Source organism: Stenotrophomonas sp. HMSC10F06, assembly GCF_001807865.1.
GTDB lineage: Bacteria > Pseudomonadota > Gammaproteobacteria > Xanthomonadales > Xanthomonadaceae > Stenotrophomonas > Stenotrophomonas bentonitica_A.
In genome coordinates, this window is sequence record NZ_KV791263.1 from 23657 (window position 1) to 37284 (window position 13628).

Annotated in this window: 14 protein-coding genes; 6 read left to right on the forward strand and 8 right to left on the reverse strand. The window is 68.3% G+C overall.

Annotation, left to right across the window (positions count from 1 at the left end; all coding sequences use genetic code 11):
- Nucleotides 1-88 precede the first annotated feature (88 nt).
- Complete coding sequence (gene pip / locus HMPREF3113_RS06305; protein ID WP_070471485.1) at nt 89-1033, forward strand: prolyl aminopeptidase; 945 nt, start codon at nt 89-91, stop codon at nt 1031-1033.
- 89 nt (nt 1034-1122) lie between these two features.
- Here pip and HMPREF3113_RS06310 read toward each other — a convergent pair whose 3' ends face one another.
- Nucleotides 1123-2010, reverse strand: coding sequence for a LysR family transcriptional regulator (locus HMPREF3113_RS06310; protein WP_070471486.1), 888 nt, complete (start codon nt 2008-2010; stop codon nt 1123-1125).
- Between the two features lie 110 nt (nt 2011-2120).
- Between HMPREF3113_RS06310 and HMPREF3113_RS06315 the strand changes: the two genes are divergently transcribed.
- Nucleotides 2121-3566, forward strand: coding sequence for an MFS transporter (locus HMPREF3113_RS06315; RefSeq protein WP_046271988.1), 1446 nt, complete (start codon nt 2121-2123; stop codon nt 3564-3566).
- Between the two features lie 15 nt (nt 3567-3581).
- Here HMPREF3113_RS06315 and HMPREF3113_RS06320 read toward each other — a convergent pair whose 3' ends face one another.
- The 4 genes from HMPREF3113_RS06320 to HMPREF3113_RS06335 are packed head-to-tail and all read right to left on the reverse strand — an operon-like array spanning nt 3582 to nt 6474.
- Nucleotides 3582-4391, reverse strand: a complete 810-nt coding sequence (locus HMPREF3113_RS06320; RefSeq protein ID WP_070471487.1) for an N-formylglutamate amidohydrolase — start codon at nt 4389-4391, stop codon at nt 3582-3584.
- Nucleotides 4384-4935 (reverse strand): NUDIX hydrolase, encoded by a 552-nt coding sequence (locus HMPREF3113_RS06325; RefSeq protein ID WP_019182404.1) that lies wholly within the window; start codon nt 4933-4935, stop codon nt 4384-4386. The genes HMPREF3113_RS06320 and HMPREF3113_RS06325 overlap by 8 nt, the downstream gene beginning before the upstream one ends.
- On the reverse strand, nt 4932-5897 hold the full coding sequence (locus HMPREF3113_RS06330; protein WP_237393507.1) for a 5'-3' exonuclease: 966 nt from the start codon (nt 5895-5897) through the stop codon (nt 4932-4934). Before HMPREF3113_RS06330 ends, HMPREF3113_RS06325 begins: the two co-directional genes overlap by 4 nt.
- Before the next feature lies 1 nt (nt 5898).
- Entirely contained in the window at nt 5899-6474 is a 576-nt protein-coding gene (locus tag HMPREF3113_RS06335; protein WP_070426669.1) for a nitroreductase family protein, read from the reverse strand.
- A 331-nt stretch (nt 6475-6805) separates the two neighbouring features.
- Between HMPREF3113_RS06335 and HMPREF3113_RS06340 the strand changes: the two genes are divergently transcribed.
- Together HMPREF3113_RS06340 and HMPREF3113_RS06345 are read left to right on the forward strand one after the other, a co-directional pair.
- Nucleotides 6806-9127 (forward strand): DUF1631 domain-containing protein, encoded by a 2322-nt coding sequence (locus HMPREF3113_RS06340; RefSeq protein ID WP_070471488.1) that lies wholly within the window; start codon nt 6806-6808, stop codon nt 9125-9127.
- 70 nt (nt 9128-9197) lie between these two features.
- Nucleotides 9198-10280 carry an NAD(P) transhydrogenase subunit alpha gene (locus HMPREF3113_RS06345; protein WP_070471489.1) on the forward strand — a complete coding sequence of 361 codons (1083 nt, stop codon included), beginning with the start codon at nt 9198-9200 and terminating at the stop codon, nt 10278-10280.
- A gap of 81 nt (nt 10281-10361) precedes the next feature.
- On the opposite strand, the gene HMPREF3113_RS06350 is transcribed toward HMPREF3113_RS06345, so the two are convergent.
- The 3 genes from HMPREF3113_RS06350 to HMPREF3113_RS06360 are packed head-to-tail and all read right to left on the reverse strand — an operon-like array spanning nt 10362 to nt 11694.
- Nucleotides 10362-10787, reverse strand: coding sequence for a DUF3106 domain-containing protein (locus HMPREF3113_RS06350; RefSeq protein WP_070471490.1), 426 nt, complete (start codon nt 10785-10787; stop codon nt 10362-10364).
- A complete protein-coding gene (locus tag HMPREF3113_RS06355) occupies nt 10787-11098 on the reverse strand; it encodes a hypothetical protein (protein WP_070471491.1) in 312 nt (103 codons plus the stop codon). The genes HMPREF3113_RS06350 and HMPREF3113_RS06355 overlap by 1 nt, the downstream gene beginning before the upstream one ends.
- 20 nt (nt 11099-11118) lie before the next feature.
- On the reverse strand, nt 11119-11694 hold the full coding sequence (locus HMPREF3113_RS06360; RefSeq protein ID WP_070471492.1) for an RNA polymerase sigma factor: 576 nt from the start codon (nt 11692-11694) through the stop codon (nt 11119-11121).
- A 130-nt stretch (nt 11695-11824) separates the two neighbouring features.
- Between HMPREF3113_RS06360 and HMPREF3113_RS06365 the strand changes: the two genes are divergently transcribed.
- Both HMPREF3113_RS06365 and HMPREF3113_RS06370 read left to right on the forward strand, forming a co-directional pair.
- Complete coding sequence (locus HMPREF3113_RS06365) at nt 11825-12133, forward strand: NAD(P) transhydrogenase subunit alpha part 2 (RefSeq protein WP_019182396.1); 309 nt, start codon at nt 11825-11827, stop codon at nt 12131-12133.
- Entirely contained in the window at nt 12130-13584 is a 1455-nt protein-coding gene (locus HMPREF3113_RS06370; protein WP_070471493.1) for an NAD(P)(+) transhydrogenase (Re/Si-specific) subunit beta, read from the forward strand. The genes HMPREF3113_RS06365 and HMPREF3113_RS06370 overlap by 4 nt, the downstream gene beginning before the upstream one ends.
- Nucleotides 13585-13628: the final 44 nt, after the last annotated feature.

Here is a 13628-nt window from a genome sequence, read left to right on the forward strand (position 1 = left end):
CGCGCCGACCCCGGGGCTAGAATGACCTGTCCACCGGGCCGCCGCGCAGCGTGATGCGGCGACTGTCATTCCACATGGAGTTCCTGTCATGCGTACGCTGTATCCCGCCATCACCCCTTACGACGTCGGCACCCTGAAGGTCGATGACCGCCACACGCTGTATTTCGAGCAGTGCGGCAATCCCGACGGCAAACCGGTGGTGATGCTGCACGGTGGTCCGGGCGGCGGCTGCAGCGAAAAAATGCGCCAGTTCCACGACCCGGCCAAGTACCGGATCATCCTGTTCGACCAGCGCGGTGCCGGCCGTTCCACGCCGCATGCGGACCTGGTCGACAACACCACCTGGGACCTGGTCGCCGATATCGAAACACTGCGCGAGCACCTCAAGGTGGATCGCTGGCAGGTGTTCGGCGGCAGCTGGGGCTCGACCCTGGCGCTGGCCTATGCCCAGACCCACCCGCAGCGCGTGACCGAACTGGTCCTGCGCGGCATCTTCATGCTGCGCCGCTGGGAGCTGGAATGGTTCTACCAGGAAGGCGCCAACCGCCTGTTCCCGGATGCCTGGGAGCACTACCTCAAGCCGATCCCGGCGGTGGAGCGCCACGACCTGATCTCGGCCTTCCATCGCCGCCTGACCAGCGATGACGAAGCCGCCCGCCTGGCGGCAGCCAAGGCATGGAGCGTGTGGGAAGGCGCAACCAGCTTCCTGCACGTGGACGACGACTTCGTGAACAGCCACCAGGACCCGCAGTTCGCGCTGGCCTTCGCCCGCATCGAGAACCACTACTTCGTCAACGGCGGTTTCTTCGAGGTGGAAGACCAGCTGCTGCGCGACGCGCACCGCATCGCCGACATTCCGGGCGTGATCGTGCACGGCCGCTACGACGTGGTCTGCCCGCTGCAGAGCGCGTGGGAACTGCACAAGGCGTGGCCGAAATCGACGCTGGAGATCAGCCCCGCCTCGGGTCATTCCGCGTTTGAAGCGGAGAATGTCGACGCGCTGGTGCGTGCGACCGATCGCTTCGCGGGTTGATGGAGAAGTGCCGACCAACGGTCGGCACCTACCGGGTCACCCCCAGACGTCGCGCGGTGGATCACGACCGTTGGTCGTGACGCGGCGGGTTACCAATCACCGCCCAACAACGCTTCGGCCAACACCTGCAGCTTCGGTGAGGCCTGCCGCGAGGGCGGGTAGACCAGCGACAGCACCCGGCTGCGGCCTTCGAACGGTTGCAGCACCCGCTGCAGCCGGCCGTCTGCGAGTGCATCGGCCACCGCGAAATCCATCACCTGCACGATGCCGATCCCGGCCAGGGCGCCCTCGACCAGCGGGTCGCCGCTGTCGAACACCATCCGCGCCGGCGGGGTGAACTCGCGCAGCTGGCCATCGGCCTCGCGGAACTGCCAATCCACCAGCCGCCCGCTGCGCAGATTGCGCACCGCCAGGCAGGCGTGATCGTGCAGCGCATCCACGGTGGCCGGTTCCCCGTGCTGCGCGAGGTAGGCGGGGGAGGCGACGGTGACCCAGTTCAACGGCCGCAGGGGGCGCGCCACCATGCGCACATCGCTGATCGGCCCGGTGCGCAATGCGGCGTCGAAGCCTTCCTCGACCAGATCGACCAGCCGGTCGTTGAGCACCAGCTCGAACTGCAGTTGCGGGTGTGCCGCCATCAACTGCCCGGCCAGCGGCACCAGCACCTTGCGCCCGAACATCGACGGCGCCGTCAGTTTCAGCACGCCCGACGGCGTGGAGGGGCGATCACCCAGCCGACGCTCGGCATCCTCCAGCCCGCTCAGCAGCGGCGCGCAGTGCTCGACGAACTGGCGGCCATCCGGGGTCAGGCTGACGTTGCGGGTGTTGCGGTGAAGCAGGCGCACGCCAAGCGCGCTCTCCAGCCGCCCGATCGCGCGCGACAACCCGGATTGACTGATCCCCAGCTGACAGGCGGCGAGGGTGAAACTGCGCGCCTCTGCCACCTGCACCAGCATGCGCACGGCGTTGAGATCCATGACGTCCTCCGATTCATGCGGATATGCATGACAGATATCGAAGTATCCGGGTTTATTTATGAAGCGTCATCAATGAGACTGCCCACCCTCTTACGCAGTACCGAGTCGGCATGACCTCCCCCCTGTCTCCCGCTGGCGCGCCGGCGCCCGCATTTCCACGCCTCGCCCTGGCTCTGCTGGCGATGGCCCAGCTGATCATCGCGCTGGATTCCACGATCATCTTCGTCGCCCTGCACGAGATGGGCACGCAGCTGCAGATCAATGCCCAGCAGCTGCAGTGGATCGTCAGTGGCTATACGGTGGCCTTCGGCGGCTGCCTGCTGCTTGGCGGCCGTGCGGCCGATCTGCTGGGCCGACGCCGTATCTATCGGCTCGGCATGGCGCTGTTCGCGCTGGCCTCGCTGGTGGGTGGGTTCAGCAACAGTGCGTGGCTGCTGATCGCCGCCCGCGCGGTCCAGGGCATCGGCGCGGCGCTGCTGTTCCCGGCCACGCTGGCGCTGATCAACACGATCTACGCCGAAGGCGCGCCGCGCAACCGCGCGCTGGCGATCTGGTCGATGGCCAGTGCGGGCGGCCTGGCCTTGGGCACCCTGCTCGGTGGCGTGCTCACCCAGAGCTTCGGGTGGGCCTCGGTACTGCTGGTGATCGTCCCCTTCGCCGGTGGCTGCGCGCTGCTGGGCGGCTGGTGGCTGCCGCGCGATCCCGCGCCGCTGGCGGGCCGCTCGTTCGATCTGGCCGGCTGTGTCACGGTGACCCTCGGCGGCAGCCTGCTGGTCACCACGCTGGTGCAGGGCCCGGAGTGGGGCTGGCTGGCGCCGCGCACGCTGATCTGTCTGGTGGTATCGGCGGTGATGCTGGCCGCCTTCGTGCAGATCGAACGCCGCAGCCGCGACCCGCTGATGCAGTTCTCGCTGCTGCGCCTGCGCAGCCTGCGTGCGGCGATGCTGCTGACCATGCTGTTCATGAGCAGCTACGGCGTGCAGTACTACTTCCTGGCGCTGTATTACCAGGATGGCTACGGCTGGAGTGCGCTGCAGGCTGGCCTGGCGTTTCTGCCACCCACCCTGGTGTGCACCTTCGGCATCCGCATCGCCGAGCGCATGCTTGCGCAGCGTTCGCCGCGCCAGGTGCTGGCGGTGGGCATGCTGGCCGGTGCGATCGGCATCGCCGCGGTCGCCGTTGCGTTGCCGTATGGCGCGACCTACTGGGCGCTGCTGCCGGGCATCGTGGTGCTCAGCCTCGGCCAGGGCATCACCTGGACCTCGATGTGGATCGTGGCCGGGCAGGGCGTGCCGGCCGCGCAGCAGGGCGTGGCCTCGGGCATGGCCGCCACCGCGCAGCAGATCGGCGGTGCGCTGGGCCTGGCGCTGCTGGTGATGGTGGCCAACGCCGGTCGTGGCAGCGCCGGTGCCAGCAGCGACGCGGCCCTGCAGGGCATGATCCACGCGCAGTACGGTGCGGCACTGTTCGCGTTGCTGGGCGTGGGCGTGGCGCTGTGGCTGCGGCCGCAGCAGGACCGTGCAGCGCCCACGCCGGTGTGCGCGGGCGAAGGGTGAATCGATCACCAAGCCTTACCCAGGCGGCAGTGCGTCCAGTTGCGGCTGCAGGGCGGTGAAGATCCGCGCCAGGCGCTGTGCCCACGCCTGCTGGCCAGCGGCATCGGCAATCAGGTCCTGGCGGATCTCCAGCTCCACGTGCACCAGCCCGCGGCCTTCGCCATGCACCGGCACGGCGTAGTCGCTGGTGCTGCTGACGGCGTAGGGCTGGTTGTCGCCCACCACCAGGTCGCCTTCATCGCGCAGCGCCTGCAGCAGGGGAAGCGCGAATCGCGTGTCGCGGTGGTACAGCACGCCGGCATGCCAAGGCCGCGCAGCGTCATTCATCACCGGGGTGAAGCTGTGCATCATCACCAGCACCGTCGGCCGGGCCTGCGCGTGGCGGGTATCGAGCTCGGCATCGATGCGCGCATGGTAGGGCGCGTGGATCGCGTCGATGCGCTGCTGTCGCTGCGCCGCTGTCAGGCGCTGATTGCCGGGAACGACGGTAAGGTCACTGACCGCCGGCATCAGCGTGGGCGAAGCCAACGGCCGGTTGCAGTCGATCACCAGCCGCGAATATGTCTGCGTGATCGCCCAGGCATCCAGCAGCCGTGCCAATTCCACGGTGACCCCGGCGATGCCGATATCCCAGCCGATGTGGCGGTCCAGCTCGGCCTGCGGCAGGCCGAGATCGTCCAATGCGGCCGGCACCTGCTGGCCGGCGTGGTCGGCGATCAGCACGAAGGACGAACGGCCCTGCGCCTGATGCACGGTAAACGCGGCCGGGTCGGCCGGCCCGAGCAGTGATGCGCCGGTATGTGGATGGAACAGCGAATCAGCCACGCGGGGTCCCGTCCAGGTGGTGTTCGATCATCCACAGCCCGGCCCACAGCTTGGCATCCAGCTCGTAGCCCTGGCCCATCTTTTCGACCAGCCACGCCGCGGCGCGGGCGCGGGGAATCTCGTGCACGGTGATGTCTTCGCTGGCATCGCCGCCGCCTTCACCGACCTTGCGCAGGCCGGTGGCACGCACGAAGGCGATCTTCTCGCTGCTGGCACCGGAGGAGGTCGGGCCGATCATCAGCACTTCAGCGTGGTCGGCGGTCCAGCCGGTTTCTTCCTCCAGCTCGCGCACCGCCGAGACCTCGATGGATTCACCGGCATCGATGTCGCCGACCAGGCCGGCGGGCATTTCGATGGTCCTGGCCTGCAGCGGTATGCGGAACTGCTCGACGAACAGCACGGTGTCTTCGGGGGTGACCGCAATGATGATCGCGGCCAGGCCACCGGCGTGGGTACGCTCGCTGTACTCCCACGTGCCGCGCACGACCATGCGCTGGTACTTGCCTTCAAAAACGACCTTGGGGGCTTGCGTATCGGGGCTCATGCGAACTCGCTGGCAACGGAAGAGGAATCGGACAGGCCGGCGGCGGCGAACAGGCGGCGCCGGGTCAACGGGCCGAAACGCAGCGCATCGCACAGGCCCTGCAGCATCTGTGCATCGGCCACGCCCCGGCTGAAATCGGCAGCGGCGCCCTCCAGCGGCGCATCCAGCGCGATGGTGGTCAGCTGACGCCACAGCAGCGCATGCTCGCGTTGTTCGCGCAGGCGTACGGCCATCTGCGCGGCACCGCGCAGGCGCAGGAACGGCACTTCATCCAGGCGCTCATACAGCACGTCCAGGCTGCCGAAGTGGGCCAGCAGCACGGCGGCAGACTTGGCACCCACGCCGGTCACGCCGGGGATGTTGTCGACCGCATCGCCGCACAGCGCCAGGTAGTCGGCGATCTGGTGCGCATGCACGCCGTGGCGCGCCTTGACCCCGGCCATGCCCCAGCGCTGGTTGCGTGCGTAGTCCCACTGTTCGTCATGCTCGAACAGCAGCTGCGAAAGATCCTTGTCGGCGGAGATGATCACCCCGCGCATGCCGGCGTCGCGGCGTGCGTGCAGGGCGCTGCCGATCAGGTCATCGGCCTCGTATTCGTGGTGGGCCAGCACCGCCAGGCCCAGCGCGGTGCACAGCGCCTTGCAGTGCGCGAACTGGCGGCGCAGCGCATCGGGCGCGGGATCGCGGTTGGCTTTGTAGGCAGCGTAGATCCGGTGGCGGAAACAGCTGTCCAACGCTTCATCAAAGGCGATGGCGATGTTGGCCGGGCGCTCGCGTTCGAGCAGGTCGAGCAGGAAGCGCGCGAAGCCGTGCACGGCATTGGTCGGCCAGCCCTGCTGGTCCTGGAATTCGTCGGGCATCGAATGCCACGCGCGGAACACATACAGGCTGGCATCGACCAGATACAGCGGCGCACGCAGCGGCGGCGGGGGCATGCCCGGGCCGGCGGGAAGGGCGGACATCTCAGCCCTCCCAGTCCTGCAGCAGCGCGGCCGGGTCCGGTCGCTCACGCTCGGGTACCTCGGTTTTCGGGGTGCCGATATGGATGAAGCCGGCGATCTGCTCGCCCTCGGCCAAGCCCAGGCGGGCATGCACGGCCGGGTCGAACGCCATCCACGCGGTCAGCCACTGCGCCCCGAAGCCCAGCGCCTGGGCGGCCTGCAGCAAGGCAAAGCAGACGCAGCCGGCGGTCATCAGCTGCTCTGCCTCGGGCACCTTGGGGCTCGGGCGCGGGCTGGCGATGACGGTGATGATCAGCGGGGCGTGGGAGAAACGCTGGCGATCCTTGTCCAACTGGGCCGGCGAGACCTGGGGGTCGCGCTGGACGGCGCGCTCGGCCAGGAACGCACCCAGACTGTGACGCGCATCGCCGGCGATCCGCAGGAAGCGGTAAGGCACCAGCTTGCCGTGGTCGGGCACCCGCACGGCCGAGGTCAGCATCCGCAGCAGGGTGGCCGGGTCGGGGCCGGGTTCACCCAGTTGCTTGGCGGGGACCGAACGGCGTGCATCCAGGGCGTGCAGGGCGGAGGGGACGGACATGGGTTCTCAATCAGACTTAACGATGCCCCGATTATAGTCGCGACCGTTTGTGACACGGCCTCGGACGATCTCGGTGCAATTTGCGACAAAACGTGATGAACATCACCTAATCAGCGGACTTCCTTCACGTGGCTGTACTCGCTTCCACGGCCTGCTGCGCTTACGATACAAAGCCTGCCGGGCCACCGGTGATGAGGTTTAAAGTGTCGACTGCTTCACTGTCTTTGATCGGTCGGCCGGCCTACCATCCGAGCGTGGGCGCATGGGGTGCGCCGGCGTTCGTTGTATCCATGTTGTACTCAGTGCCTGCGAGGGTGGGGAGCCTTTTCGCATGATCGCCACGCCCAATGTAGGGGGGCACCCGGGCCGTGACCCGGCGTTGTTGAAGATGGCCCGCGAGGCCGTGCTGCCAGGGCTGGTCGAGTCGTTCTCGACGGTGCTGGCGCGCTTTGACGATGTGTTGTTCGACCGTGCCGGTGACGCCGGCGCGTCGCAGTTGCTGTTCCTGGATGGCATGCGCGAGCTGCGCCGCCGCCGGGACGACATCGTGGCCGGCTTCAGCACCCACCTGGCCCAGGCCTGGGAAGCGCTGGAGCGGGGTGAACCGCTGTCGGCCGAGGCCACCCTGGCCGGGCAGGTCGAGGACGGGCTGAGCCTGGTGCCCGAGCATGTCCTGGAATCCCGCTTGGCGGTGCGCAACTTCGCCACCGTGCTGCTGCGTGACTTCAAACCGGTGCTGTCGCGGCTGGACCGCCGCCTCGGCCTGATCGCCGGCGCGCTGGAGCTGCAGGCCGATACCAACCCGATCAGTCCCGAGCATCTGGGTGTTGCCATCCACGAGGCCTTTGCCGACTGTGAACTGGCCCCGGAAGTGCGCCTGGTGTTGATCAAGCTGTGCGAGCGCGATCTGCAGCAGCCGATCGGCAAGCGTTACGAGTACCTGGATGAACAACTGGCCGCTGCGGGCGTGATGCCGCAGATGGCCGCGCGCCGGCCGGCGCCGCGTGCACCCTCGCCGCCGCCGCGCGACGAGCGCGATGCATTTGATGGCTTCCAGGCCGAGGCCGGCATGGGATCGGCGGGCGAAGAAAGCCAGGCACCGGCCTGGGCGCGTCGCTTCGCCGACCGCTGGGCCGAGAGCCGGGGCCGCCTCCAGGGCGGCGGACAGGCCGGGTACGAAGGGCCGGGCGAGGGCGGTGACAGCCTCGGCGGCAACCAGGGCATGCTGCTTGATGCCCTGCACGAACTGCTGCAGCAGACCCGCCATGTGCGCGAGGACGCCACCTCGGCGGCCAGCGTCGCGGTGGGCCAGCAGCGCCCGTTGAGCCAGCGCGAGATGATGTCGGTGCTGTCGCTGCTGCAGGCCACGCCTAGCGCGACCCTGCGTGCGGCGATCGGCGAAGACGGCGAATCGCTGGCGCAGCGCCTGAAAAGTGAAGTGCTGTCCGGTGCGACCCGGCTGGGGGTCGACCCCGCGCAGGCCCGGCTGGACCCGCAGGACGAGGACGCGATCGATCTGGTCGGCATGCTGTTCGATGTGATGCTCGACGAGCGCGCCCTGGAAGGCCGCTCGCGCGAGCTGATCGGCCGGCTGGTGGTGCCCTTCGTCAAGGTCGCCATGCTCGATCGCCGCATGTTCGTGCAGAAGACCCACCCGGCGCGCAAGCTGCTCAACTCGCTGGCCGAAGCCTGCGAAGGCAATACCGGCGAGAGCCAGGCCGAGCGCGTGCTGATGGGCAAGGTCGAAGAAATCATCGAGCGGCTGGTGGCCGAGTTCAATGAGAACCTGGCGATCTTCCTGACCCTGGAAGAAGAATTCCGCGAGTTCCTGACGCAGCATCGTCGCCGGATCGAGATCGCCGAGCGCCGGGCCGCCGAGACCCAGCGCGGCCAGGAAAAGCTGGAGATGGCGCGCCAGCGCGCCACTACCGAACTGGACCGCCGTATTGGCGATACCACGTTGCCGCAGGCCATCGGCGAGTTCCTGCGCCAGCCCTGGCAGCACCACCTGACCCTGACCGTGCTGCGCGAAGGCGAAGACGGGGCGTCGGTCGGTGAGGCGCTGAGCCTGGCCGATGGCATGCTGGAGGAAGTGGCCGAGGCCCGCCGCCATATCGTCGGCAAGCCGTGGCTGCAGGCCTGGCATCCCGCGCTGCGCAAGGTGTTCGCCAGCGTGGGGGTACACGCCGATGCAGCCACCAGTGCCATCGACGCGCTGCACGACACCCTGCAGGGCATCGCCGAATCGCGCCCGGAGCTTGAGCGCGCGCTGCCCGAACTGCCGCAGGTCGCGCTGCCCTCGCCACCGGCCCACGAATCGCCGTCGGTGGAGCTGGGCAGCAAGGTGGATGTCAGCGATTTCGACAATGCCGATGCCGACCGCTTCCGCGGCCTGGAGATCGGCAGCTGGCTGGATTTCGTCGACAAGGACGGCAAGGTCCAGGCCGGCAAGCTGTCCTGGGTGAGCCCGATTTCCCAGCGCCTGCTGTTCGTCAACCGGCGCGGCGTGCGGTTCTGCGTGGCCTCGCCGGAAGAACTGGCGGTGATGGTGCGCCTGGGTCGCCTGCGCGCGCATATCGACGATGGGGCCTTCGACAGTGCCATGCAGGGCGTGATCGATCGCCTGGATACCAGGAACGCCACCGTGCATTGACCCCGGGGCCACTCTGGCCTGACGATCAGGTTACGATCAGCCCACAATCCGCTGATCGTCGGGGACAGGCATGGCTGTCGAGGTGTTGGTGGTAAAGGAACATGCGCCGGGAGAACGGCGCGTGGCGATGACGCCGGAAACGGCGCGCAAATTGATCGCGCTGGGGGCGAGCGTCGCATTCGAGTCCGGTGCCGGGGTAGCGTCGGGCTTCCCCGATGCGGTGTATCAGGACGTGGGCGCGCAGCCCGCCGATGACACCCGCCTGGCCCAGGCCGACCTGGTGCTGTGCGTGCAGCCACCCGCCAATGACCGCCTTGCCCGGTTGAAACCGGGCGCCAGCCTGATCGGCATGCTGCATGCGCAGGCCGATGCCGAGCGCGCCGGGCTGATCCAATCGCGCGGCCTGCATGCGTTTCCGCTGGAGCGCTTGCCGCGTACCACGCGGGCCCAGTCCATGGACGTGCTCAGTTCGCAGGCCGGCATGGCGGGCTACAAAGCCACCCTGATCGCGGCGCAGCGCGCGCCGCGCTTCTTCCCGATGCTGACCACCGCTGCGGGCACGATCCGGCCGTCGAAGGTACTGGTGGTCGGCGCCGGCGTGGCCGGCCTGCAGGCCATCGCGACCGCCCGCCGTCTCGGCGCGCAGGTGGAAGGCTTCGATGTGCGTCCGGAAACCCGCGAGCAGATCGAATCGCTGGGCGGCAAATTCCTTGACCTGGGCGTGAGCGCGGTCGGCGAAGGTGGTTACGCGCGGCCGCTGACCGATGAGGAACGTGCCGAGCAGCAGCGCCGCCTGGGCGAGCACCTGCGCACGGTGGACGTCGTGATCTGCACCGCCGCGGTGCCCGGCCGGCCCGCGCCGAAAATCGTCAGCACCGCGATGGCGCGTGGCATGAAACCGGGCAGCGTGATCGTCGATCTCGCCGCGGAAACCGGCGGCAACTGCGAAGCCACCCAACCGGGCGAGGTGGTGGATCTGGACGGCGTGCTCATCGACGGCCCGCTCAACCTGGCCAGCCAGGGCGCGGTGCATGCCAGCGAGATGTACGCCCGCAACGTCTACAACTTCGTCGCGCTGTTCCTGAAAGACGGCGCCGTCACCTTCGACTGGGACGACGAACTGCTCGCGAAAACCCGCTGGGTCGCCGCCTGAAAAAACGGGGACGGGGATAGTTGATAACTACCCCCGTCCCCGTTGTTGGTCGTTGCTTCAGTGCTTCAGTGCGTCGGCGCTTCAGCGCTTGGACGGCGCAGCAGGGGCGGGGTTGGCCTTCAGCCACGCCTTGCGTTCGTCCGGCGTCATCCGCGCCCAGCGGTCGCGCAGCGCCTGCCGTTGCTCAGGGCTCATGCTGCGCATCTGACCGAACAGTGCGCGCGCCTGTTCGCGTTGCTCCGGCGTCATGTTCTCGAAACGGTGGCGGCCCCGCTGCGCCTGCGCGCGTTGCTCCGGGGTCATGGCCAGCCAGCGCTGGCCGTGCTGCAGCATGCGTTCGCGCTGGGGCGCCGGGGCGTCGTTCCAGCGGTCACGCACCGGCGCGATCAACGCCTCACGCTGCTGCGGGCTCAATGTGTCCCAGTCCGGCAGCGGGGCGGTCTGTGCCCAGCCGGCCGCACTCAGCGTCAGCCATACCAGCCCGAGGGACAGTCGCAGTTTCATCATCACTCCATTGCCAGGTCGGTACTGCCCAGCCACACATACAGATCGGGATTCTCGTCGAGGACATCGCTGCTGTCATCGGTGGCGCTCGCCATCACCGGTGCCGGCGGGGCACTCGATTCGCCCAGGAGGAAACTGTAGCCCAAGGCGAGGGCGACCACCGCCGAACAGGCCGTCGCCATCCACCACGACGGTGCATGCCGCTTGGCCGGTGAGGCCGCATGGCGCGCGCTACGCAGCCGCGCCAGCGTGGTCGGCGAGAGCGTATCCAGCGCCTGCGCATGCAGCTGCCGCAGGGCGGCATCGTCAGGCATCGAAGGGGGCAGGGGGCGGTTCACAGGGCGATCTCCAGAGACTGCTGCAGCGCCTGGCGGGCGCGCGAAAGATGGGTTTTGACCGCGCCTTCGCTGCAGCCCATGGCCTTGGCCGTGGTGGCGCCATCCAGGTCCTGCAGCACGCGCAGGGTGAAGGCCTCGCGCTGGCGCGCAGGCAACTCCCGCAGCGCCTGCACCAGTTGTGCGTAATGATCGCGCTGCTCATGGGCCTGAGCCGGACCGGGGGCGCTGTCGGCCCAGTCGATGTCGTGGTCGCTGCCGGCCTCGTCGCTGCTGCGCCAGAACTTCAGGCGGAAGCCACGGCGGCGCTGCAGGTCGACCACGCGGCGGCGCAGGATGCTCCAGAACAACGGCGCCCATTCGGCGGCGGGTTTGTCGCGATAGCCGAGCATCTTCAACATGCTGTCCTGCACCGCATCCAGCGCGTCCTCGCGCTGGCGCAGGCCCGCTTCGGCGAAGCGGAACGCGCGCGGGCCGATGCCGGCCAGGAAGGCGTCCAGCGACACCGGCAGCGCCACCTCGGGCGTGGCGGGCAGGTCGGCATCCGTCGACGGTAGGGGAGAGCTCACCAGCACAGGGTAGCGTTCCGGCAGGGGGATACCGTGAGAACGCCCCAGGGCGGGCGCGGTTGACCGGCCTGCCCGATTGGTTCAGCGCATGGTTATGATGCAGGGGACGGGATGACCGCCTGGGAGAGTGACTGCAATGAGCGACGGGTTCGTGGCGTTGTATATCTTCATGCTGGCCGCCATTGCCGGCCACGTGATCATTTCGCGGGTGCCGGTGATCCTGCATACCCCCCTGATGTCCGGGTCCAACTTCATCCACGGCATCGTGCTGATCGGCGCGATGGTGGTGCTGGGGCACGCGCAGACGCCGCTGGAGAAGATCATCGGGTTCATCGCGGTGGTCCTGGGCGCCGGCAACGCAGCCGGCGGCTACGTGGTGACCGAACGCATGCTGGACATGTTCAAGCCCAGCGCCAAGCGCGACGCCGGGGAGAAGGCGCCTTGAACGTGACCACCGCGCAGCTGCTGCAATGGCTGGTCCAGGTGAGCTACCTGGTCGCCGCGACCCTGTTCCTGCTTGGCCTGCAGCGCATGGCCTCGCCGATGACCGCGCGCAGCGGTATCCGCTGGGCCGGCCTGGGCATGCTGATCGCCACGGTGGCGACGTTCTTCCTGCCGGAGCTGCACAACATTCCGCTGATCCTGGCGGCGGTGGCGATCGGCACCGGCGTGGCCTGGTGGTCGGCCAAGCGCGTGGCGATCACCGACATGCCGCAGATGGTGGCGCTCTACAACGGCATGGGCGGTGGCTCGGCGGCGGCGATCGGTGCGGTCGAACTGCTGCGCTTCTCGTTCCTGACCAACCGCGATACCACCCATTGGAGCGAGCAGGCGCTGGCCGACCTCGCCGCGCGCCAGCCGTCGGCAACGGTGCTGGCGCTGGCCGTGATCGGTTCGGCGATCGGTGCGGTGTCGCTGTCCGGCTCGATCATCGCCTGGGCCAAGCTGGACGGTCGACTCGACCGGCGCGTCACCTTCCCCGGGCAGCAGGTGTTCAACATGCTGGTCGCGCTGGCGATGGTGGTGCTGGGCATCTGGGCGGCGGTCACGCTGAGCCCGGTGGCGATCATCAGCTTCTTCGTGGTCGCACTCGCACTGGGCGTGCTGATGACGCTGCCGATCGGCGGCGCCGACATGCCGGTGGTGATCTCGCTGTACAACGCGTTTACCGGCCTGGCGGTGGCGTTCGAAGGCTATGTGCTCGGCAACGAGGCGCTGATCATCGCCGGCATGATGGTCGGCGCGGCCGGCATTCTGCTGACGCGGTTGATGGCCAAGGCGATGAACCGGCCGATCAGCGGCGTGCTGTTCTCCAATTTCGGGGGCGGCGGCGTGGCGCAGGAAATCAGCGGCGCGCAGAAGCCGATCGAGGCCAGCGATGTCGCCGCGATGCTGGCCTTCGCCGAGCGCGTGGTGATCGTGCCCGGCTACGGCATGGCCGTGGCCCAGGCGCAGCACAAGGTGTGGGAGTTGGCGCAGCGGTTGATCGATCGCGGCATCAAGGTGAAGTTCGCGATCCACCCGGTCGCCGGGCGCATGCCGGGGCACATGAACGTGTTGCTGGCCGAAGCGGGCGTGCCCTACGACCTGATCGCCGACATGGACGACATCAACCCCGAGTTCCCGAACACCGACGTGGTGCTGGTGATCGGCGCCAACGACGTGGTCAACCCGGTCGCGCGCACGGATCCGGCCAGCCCGATCTACGGCATGCCGATCCTGGACGTGGTCAACGCCCGCAACGTGGTGGTGATCAAGCGCGGCAAGGGCACCGGCTTTGCCGGCATCGAGAATGCGCTGTTCTATGCCGACAACGCCCGGATGCTGTACGGCGATGGCGCCGGTGCGGCGAGCGCGTTGGTCAGCGAACTGAAGGCCCTCGACGGCGGCCATTGAACACAGCGGTAGTGCCGGCCGCTGGCCGGCTCCCGCGATGCATC

Bases quoted from the DNA above. Each gene is read 5' to 3' on its own strand.
- pip (WP_070471485.1), top strand. From the start codon at position 89: ATGCGTACGCTGTATCCCGCCATCACCCCTTACGACGTCGGCACCCTG.
- HMPREF3113_RS06310 (WP_070471486.1), bottom strand. From the start codon at position 2,010: ATGGATCTCAACGCCGTGCGCATGCTGGTGCAGGTGGCAGAGGCGCGC.
- HMPREF3113_RS06315 (WP_046271988.1), top strand. From the start codon at position 2,121: ATGACCTCCCCCCTGTCTCCCGCTGGCGCGCCGGCGCCCGCATTTCCA.
- HMPREF3113_RS06325 (WP_019182404.1), bottom strand. From the start codon at position 4,935: ATGAGCCCCGATACGCAAGCCCCCAAGGTCGTTTTTGAAGGCAAGTAC.
- HMPREF3113_RS06330 (WP_237393507.1), bottom strand. From the start codon at position 5,897: ATGTCCGCCCTTCCCGCCGGCCCGGGCATGCCCCCGCCGCCGCTGCGT.
- HMPREF3113_RS06335 (WP_070426669.1), bottom strand. From the start codon at position 6,474: ATGTCCGTCCCCTCCGCCCTGCACGCCCTGGATGCACGCCGTTCGGTC.
- HMPREF3113_RS06340 (WP_070471488.1), top strand. From the start codon at position 6,806: ATGATCGCCACGCCCAATGTAGGGGGGCACCCGGGCCGTGACCCGGCG.
- HMPREF3113_RS06345 (WP_070471489.1), top strand. From the start codon at position 9,198: ATGGCTGTCGAGGTGTTGGTGGTAAAGGAACATGCGCCGGGAGAACGG.
- HMPREF3113_RS06350 (WP_070471490.1), bottom strand. From the start codon at position 10,787: ATGATGAAACTGCGACTGTCCCTCGGGCTGGTATGGCTGACGCTGAGT.
- HMPREF3113_RS06355 (WP_070471491.1), bottom strand. From the start codon at position 11,098: ATGCCTGACGATGCCGCCCTGCGGCAGCTGCATGCGCAGGCGCTGGAT.
- HMPREF3113_RS06365 (WP_019182396.1), top strand. From the start codon at position 11,825: ATGAGCGACGGGTTCGTGGCGTTGTATATCTTCATGCTGGCCGCCATT.